The 6,375-nt window shown below is 56.0% G+C and carries 6 protein-coding genes and 1 pseudogene; 3 read left to right on the top strand and 4 right to left on the bottom strand.

The window, feature by feature from the left end:
* The coding region (locus VIH17_11655; protein HEY4683885.1) for a hypothetical protein at nucleotides 1-290 on the top strand (290 nt) is incomplete at its 5' end.
* A 270-nt stretch (nucleotides 291-560) separates the two neighbouring features.
* On the opposite strand, the gene VIH17_11650 is transcribed toward VIH17_11655, so the two are convergent.
* The 4 genes from VIH17_11650 to VIH17_11635 all read right to left on the bottom strand — a co-directional run bounded on the left by VIH17_11650 (nucleotide 561) and on the right by VIH17_11635 (nucleotide 3,898).
* Entirely contained in the window at nucleotides 561-1,538 is a 978-nt protein-coding gene (locus VIH17_11650; protein HEY4683884.1) for an NAD(P)-dependent alcohol dehydrogenase, read from the bottom strand.
* Nucleotides 1,539-1,543: 5 nt separating this feature from the next.
* Nucleotides 1,544-2,293: a DUF4386 domain-containing protein gene (locus tag VIH17_11645; protein HEY4683883.1), complete on the bottom strand. Its 750-nt coding sequence runs from the start codon at nucleotides 2,291-2,293 to the stop codon at nucleotides 1,544-1,546.
* A 46-nt stretch (nucleotides 2,294-2,339) separates the two neighbouring features.
* Nucleotides 2,340-3,041 (bottom strand): DUF4386 domain-containing protein, encoded by a 702-nt coding sequence (locus VIH17_11640; protein ID HEY4683882.1) that lies wholly within the window; start codon nucleotides 3,039-3,041, stop codon nucleotides 2,340-2,342.
* Between the two features lie 125 nt (nucleotides 3,042-3,166).
* Nucleotides 3,167-3,898, bottom strand: a complete 732-nt coding sequence (locus tag VIH17_11635; GenBank protein ID HEY4683881.1) for a DUF4386 domain-containing protein — start codon at nucleotides 3,896-3,898, stop codon at nucleotides 3,167-3,169.
* A gap of 340 nt (nucleotides 3,899-4,238) precedes the next feature.
* On the opposite strand from VIH17_11635, the pseudogene VIH17_11630 reads away from it, so the two are divergent.
* Nucleotides 4,239-4,841 (top strand): annotated as a pseudogene (locus VIH17_11630) (transposase).
* 240 nt (nucleotides 4,842-5,081) lie between these two features.
* Nucleotides 5,082-5,576: a nuclear transport factor 2 family protein gene (locus VIH17_11625; GenBank protein HEY4683880.1), complete on the top strand. Its 495-nt coding sequence runs from the start codon at nucleotides 5,082-5,084 to the stop codon at nucleotides 5,574-5,576.
* The last annotated feature ends 799 nt before the right edge of the window (nucleotides 5,577-6,375 follow it).

Here is a 6,375-nt window from a genome sequence, read left to right as displayed (position 1 = left end):
ACCGCAACCACGGCAAGAACCTTACCGCGTGCTACGAGCACCGCTCCGTCTGGCTCGCCGAGCGCCAGGCCCACTACCACAAGTACATGCACCAGCTACCCCTCCACCTGACTCCCGACCAGATCAGCGACATCCAGGACGCCCTGCAGATCACCGCCAGCACCCACCTGAACGGCCCGCTCAGCCAGAAGGCGACCGCCGCCCTGGCAGGGTTCCTATATGAATACCGTGAAGTCGAGACCGAGCAGCGAAAAAAGGGGACGGATTTATTTTTGGCTATTCGTAGGTAGGGACATGCCTAACAAATCGCTGGAGAGGGACGCCGCGAAAAACGCGGCGCCCCTCAGCTTGGTTCGTTAGGCCTCAGGTGAACTTAGTTCGAGATCTCCGGACACCCGCCGCGGCGGGCACTAAGATGCAGCCCGGCCGCTTCGAGCGCCTCAGCGTGGGTCGGATCGTATGTGCAGGAGCCCCGGAGTGCTAACTTATGACTGGACCAAGAACGGGGGGCAGGTCACGCACCCCACATTGTCTTGCTTTTCCCACCTTGTGGCACGTTGTTAAGTTTTGTTGTTATGTTCCAAAGTTATTACTACTTTTCCTCGAGCGTGCCCTTCTTCAAGATAACGGAGAGCTTCAGCCACGTCGCTTAACGGGTAACCTCTATCTATGACGGGTACAATCTTTCCGGCTGCAAGAAAATCTTTCAGAAGAACCAAATCCGTCTTGTTTAGCTTCGCTATAAAGAAACACATCTTCTTGCTCCCAATCAGTGAAAGTAATGGTCCCAGTAACATAGCTTGGAGAATTTGAGCCCAACCACCTCCAACCATGACATAAATTCCGTCCTGACCGAGTGCACGTCTGTAATCGAAAATCGAATGATATGCGTTCGCAGCAATAATCAGGTCGTAACGCTGCCCACTTTGCGTGAAGTCTTCTCGAGTGTAATCAATGACATGGTCTGCGCCAATCGATCGCGCCGTGTCCACATTCCTCGTGCTGCACACAGCAGTGACTTCAGCCCCGAACGATTTGGCAATCTGGACCGCAAATGTACCCACACCACCAGACGCGCCATCAACCAGAACCTTGTGGCCTCGCTGGATGCGTCCCTTATCACGAAGACCCTGAAGGGCACTGAGTGCCGCCACTGGTACGGCTGCTGCGTCCTCAAACGATATGTTGGCTGGCTTCAGTGCCAATTTATCTTCAATAGCACACACATACTCGGCAAAGGCCCCATGGCACGCGCCGAATACCTCATCACCTGGTTGAAACTGCGTTACGTTCCTGCCAACCGCTTCAACCTGCCCGGCCAGATCAACCCCTAGGCGTGTGATCTTTGGTTTGCGCAGCCCCCCGATCGCTAGGCGGACAAACAACGGTTTACCTCTCATGAGGCGCCAGTCAAGTGGATTGACGGAAGCCGCGCGGACTTTTATCAAAACTTCATTGTCCCCAGCGGTCGGCTTCTCGATCTCTTCACACTTGAGAACATCGGGCGAACCGTAGCTGTAATAGACGATTGCTTTCATATGGGTCAGACGGCACCGGCCTGTGCTCGATCGCTTGCTTTATCGGGCTCAGGTATTCCAGATGGCCTTAATCCCTTAAACAGAAGCCAAAAACTCAGTGCCAGTTCGAAGACAGCCATAGGCGAATCGAACCACCACAGGTTCACTAGCTTGGGAAAGTCGGGGAAGATGTAAAGAACAAAAGTGCAGGCCGCGCACCATGCAGACGAGATCACACCAAAGGCAGCCAGTGCTCTGGGGACGTAGCCCGACTTGAACCACAAGTAACTACCAACGGTGGCTCCCAATCCCCAAAACAGCAAGCCAACGTAGTACGCGTCGAAACCAGAGAGGTACAGCCGCGCCACGACCGGTAACTGATCTGGTCCAAACGCTCGCGAGTAATCAGCGCCGCTCAACAGCCGCAGAGCGGTAAAGAGATTGAGCGTCACCAGGAGCCACGTGAAGCCATGGACCAGCCGGCCGAATGCTGCGAGCAAGGCAAGGTTCTGGTCCACCGGCTTGAGAATGACGTAAAGCGCTGTGAGCAGTACGACAACGCCCACGCAGTAGACCAGGTCGCCCGCGATGCCGATGCGGAATAGTGTTTCGTGCGCCAGGATATTCCGAGCGGTTTCCGCCGGATTGCCGGATACGATCAGGCGTTCGAAGATGCCGAAATTGACCGCGACCACGGTGACGAACGAGATCGGGCAAGCAAGTCCTGCGATCCATGCAGCTTTACGTTGTGATCCGTCGATAGTGCTGATCTTCATTTCATTCCCTCCCCAGAGCTCGGGGGCAGCGGGTTGTCACGTTCGATCAGGAGGCCGCGGCGGCCAATGGTCGCACCTTTGCGCCCTTAATCAGGAGCCACAGCATGATGGCGATCTCTCCGAGCGTGGCGGGTAAGGCGCTGTTGAAGACCATCGACTCGTATTCCGGTAACAGTAAGCCCGTGAAGCTAATGGCCAGATAGGCGAAGCCGTTGATGATCAGCCAGACGCCCAGGACGCGGGGCAGGAAGCCCGACCGGAAGACAAGGATCCCAAAGGGAAAGAGCCATAGACCCCAAAAGATTTCGTTGGCAACGACTCCATGGTGATGCAGACGGAGGAACAGCATGGCCAGGGCGTCCCGCTGGGGTTTTTCGAATACCGCAAGGAAATCGGCGCCGCGCACGAGCATCAGGGCAGCTGCGTCGTTCAGCGTGTTGAGGAAGTAGATGGGGACTACCATCAGACCGCCCAGGATCACCATCAGCGCAGCGAGGTGCTGGTCCACTTCCTTAAGCAATCGGTAAAGAGCCAGCACAACGAAGATCGCGATTGTTCCGGTGAGCAGGTCGGCGACGATGCCCATACGGAAGAGCCACTCGTGCGCGGCGATGTTGTTGGCCGTCGCGGTCGCGTCCCCACGCACGAACAGGGTGCTGGGAATATACATGAGGCGCAAGGGCGCGGTGACGACGAGGAGCAGGTACAGGAATCCGGCGACTCTCCCTGGGTTGTGGGTCGAGCTCATGTTCCCTCCCTTGTAAGGGCCTAGCCGGAGATACGGCGGAGGCCGCTAGAAAATTCCGCGCCTTGCCGGGTGCGGCGCCTACAAGTCCGCTTGAACGAGTGGTTAGACGGCACACCGACCTGCGCTTACGCACTTGCCTTCTCCGGCTCGGCTGTGCGATATGGCCTTAATCCCTTAAGCAGAAGCCAAAAGCCCATTGTTAGTTCGAAAAGAAAGATAGGCCCGCCGTAATAGCCAATTGTAACTACCTTCGCGAGCTCGGGGAAAATGATGAAAGCGAAAGCAGATGCCCCTACCAGCAAGGACGAAAGCACTCCCCAGGCAGCCAATGCTCTCGGGATATAGCCTGATTTGAACCACAAATAGCAAAACACTGGGGATCCAAATCCAAAAAACAGCAAGCCAACGTTGTATCCGGCGCCATGCGCGCCAATCGACAGCCTCGCCAAGGCGTGCAATCGATCTGCTTCAAATACTCGCAAGTAATCAGCACCGCTCAAGACACGCAGAACGTCAAAGTCATTGAGCGTAATAACAACAAGAATTGCCGTCTCTATCAGCCTCCAAAAGGCCGCGAGCAAGGCAAGGCTCCGGTTTACCCGCTTGAGCACCACGTAGAGAGCTGTGATAAGTACGACATCAACCGCGAAGACAATCAGATTGCTGGCGATGCCCAGACGAAAGAGTCGTTCGTGCGCCATGATATTCCGAGCGGTTTCCGCAGCATTGTTGTAGGCAATGAGTTGGGCGGGGACATAAAACTCAGCAAAGAGTGCGGGGATCAGGGCAAATAGGTAAGCAAATCCCACGACTCTTGCGGCTTTGCGTTGTGACTCGTCGATGGTGCTGATTGTCATTTCATTTCGTCCTAATGTAGATGTTTTCTCAGAAAGTGCTGAAGCATCGGGCGTTCTTGGTCTTCATTGCATTGCCATGAGGAGCAGGCCGACCAAACCCCATCTCACGGCACACACACAATGTGCTGCACTTCCGAAATCGTCACAGCGTCGTTGACGTTAAAAGATGCATACGATAACCGGGGCCCGAATGTTTCACGTTTCATTGTGGATGGAAGCTCGGAAAAATGGCTCTCGTGGTCAGTTGGTGCAAACAAGCCACTGCATGACCTGCCCCCCGAAAACTAGTCCAGCCAAAACGTAGCTTCTCCGGGGTAAAACAACCCGAGAGGAGCGAGCCATGAAGAAGAGCCGGTTTAGTGAAGTGCAGATCGTAGGGGTGTTGAAAGAGGCGGAGGCGGGAGTTCCGGTGAAGGATCTTTGCCGACGGCTGGGAGTCAGCGACGCGACGTTCTACCACGGGAAGGCTAAGTACGGGGGCCTGGAAGTGAACGAGGCGCGGCGGGTGGTGGCGAAGGTCGAGTTTCACGCCGGGGAGCTGTTCCCCCGTGTGGGCTTCCTCGTCACCAACATAGAGCTGCCGAGCCGGGCGGTTGTACGCTTCTACAACAAGCGGAGTACAGCGGAGCAATGGATTAAGGAAGGGAAGCTGGCGGTGAATTGAACCCGTCTTTCCTGCCATCGGTTCCGGGGGAATGAAGTGCGTCTGTGGTTGAGCGTGATCGCCTATAACTTGGGGAATCTGTGGCGACGGCTAGCATTGCCGAGCAGGATTGGGAACTGCTCGTTGACGAGTTTGCAGCAGCGGTTGGTGAAGACCGGTGAACGGCTGGTGAAACATGCGCGCTACTATTGGCTGCTCTTGGGCGAAGGGCACCTGACTCGGAAACTGTTCGCGAGCATGCTCAGGATGCTTGCGGCGCTGCCGGTGGCGGACGGCTAGGCAACGCCGGAAGATAGCCAACCAGGGCTGCGAAGTCATCCAGCAGGGACAAGTGCCAGCAGCGGGGCAGGCTGGAGGCAGGAAACAAACCACGGAAGGCGCCGGAAGGGCCAGAACGAGCCGCGATGCCACCCAAAACAGGCCATGGGGATTTTAGCTTGACAGCTGGGGGGTGGGTGGGTGTATGGCTTGCGGCAAAGGGAAGGTTCAATATCGGAAATTCCGACCAGGAGGATTGCCATGAGATACCTGGTGGCTACCGTGCTCTTTGTCTCTATGTTGACGGTGAGTTCGCCTGCTTTTGCTTCTCCTAAAGCAGCGCAGCCCACCAATGATGTCAAGTTCCGGATTCAGAGGCTCTTTGAGGTGTGGCAGGCACTCGACCCGGCAAAGGCGGCGCCCTTCTATGCCAAGGACGCCGATCTTGTCTTCTATGACATTGCTCCCCTTAAATACACTGGCTGGGCAGAATATGCCGAAGGCGTAAAAAAGGCTTTTGCCGATTTTGCATCCGCGAAATTCACACTCGGTAACGATTTGCGGGTAAGTCGGCTGGAAAATCTGGCCTGGGCTACGGCCACGTGGCATGGAGAACTTATGAGAAGGGATGGCACCAAGGCAGCCTTGGATGGCCGTTGGACCGGAGTATTGGAGAAGCACGGGAGAGAGTGGCTCATTGTCCACGAACACATGTCTGTGCCGTTGCCACCTGCTCCATCAACAGCCGGGCGTTAAGTCTATTTTGCCTGCGAACCGCTAATCCGGCCTCACGCCGCAAAGCTCGATGGGGGGCTGCCTTGCCAAACCAACCGCCCTCTCTCCACTCCTCCGTTCTCCTCCGCTTTTCTTCCACTTAGTCCGCGCCAGTCCGACTTGATCTCGGGGTAGCGCGGGCCTGCGCGGAGCCGCGCGGGTCAAATTGTGCACTTAGTTCTGGTGATCCTGATTGTATTGTTTTCAATAGAATTAGAGGCCGAGCTCAGGCGAGCTCTAAATTCCGCAAACAAGGCAACAAGTTTTCAGTGGGTTAGCGACGGTTTTCCAACAGCTTCTAATGTTGTGTCCCAGAAATACGCTTGAAAAGTCTGCCAACGTTGTTGAAAGGCTCGCGTTGAAAACAAACGAGTTCGCATTCCGTGGATCACCAGTAATTATTCAGCGAACTTCTGGGACACGACACTAGCAGGGTGCTGAAAAAGGCGTGCACAGGCTGAAAGCCTGTGCCACTGGTGCTCGCAACCAGTCGATTCTGTGGCACAGGCATTCTTGCCTGTACTCTCGGACTAGCGCCGAAACCTCGGGCCTTGTCCGCCTCAGGCGGGCTAGACTCCCGTGCGATAATGGAAGTGGAGGCCCGGTGAGCCAGCTCACCATCCTTGCCCTGTTCCTGGCCGTAGCTCTCCCGACCTGGCTCGCCCTCCGTCGTATCCTCCACTCGCCCAACGACCAATGACCTTCCGACCAACCCCGGCGCAGCAAGCCTTTCTCGAAGCGGCCCTCGACCCGAACGTCAAGCGCACCATCCGGGCCATCA

This window comes from Candidatus Acidiferrales bacterium, from assembly GCA_036514995.1.
GTDB lineage: Bacteria > Acidobacteriota > Terriglobia > Acidiferrales > DATBWB01 > DATBWB01.
Note: the sequence above shows the minus strand (reverse complement) of the source record. Positions and strands in the feature narration are given on the sequence as shown.

Excerpts from the sequence above, each read along its gene's own strand:
- VIH17_11635 (HEY4683881.1), bottom strand. The coding sequence starts at position 3,898 with ATGACAATCAGCACCATCGACGAGTCACAACGCAAAGCCGCAAGAGTC.
- VIH17_11645 (HEY4683883.1), bottom strand. The coding sequence starts at position 2,293 with ATGAAGATCAGCACTATCGACGGATCACAACGTAAAGCTGCATGGATC.
- VIH17_11625 (HEY4683880.1), top strand. The coding sequence starts at position 5,082 with ATGAGATACCTGGTGGCTACCGTGCTCTTTGTCTCTATGTTGACGGTG.
- VIH17_11650 (HEY4683884.1), bottom strand. The coding sequence starts at position 1,538 with ATGAAAGCAATCGTCTATTACAGCTACGGTTCGCCCGATGTTCTCAAG.
- VIH17_11640 (HEY4683882.1), bottom strand. The coding sequence starts at position 3,041 with ATGAGCTCGACCCACAACCCAGGGAGAGTCGCCGGATTCCTGTACCTG.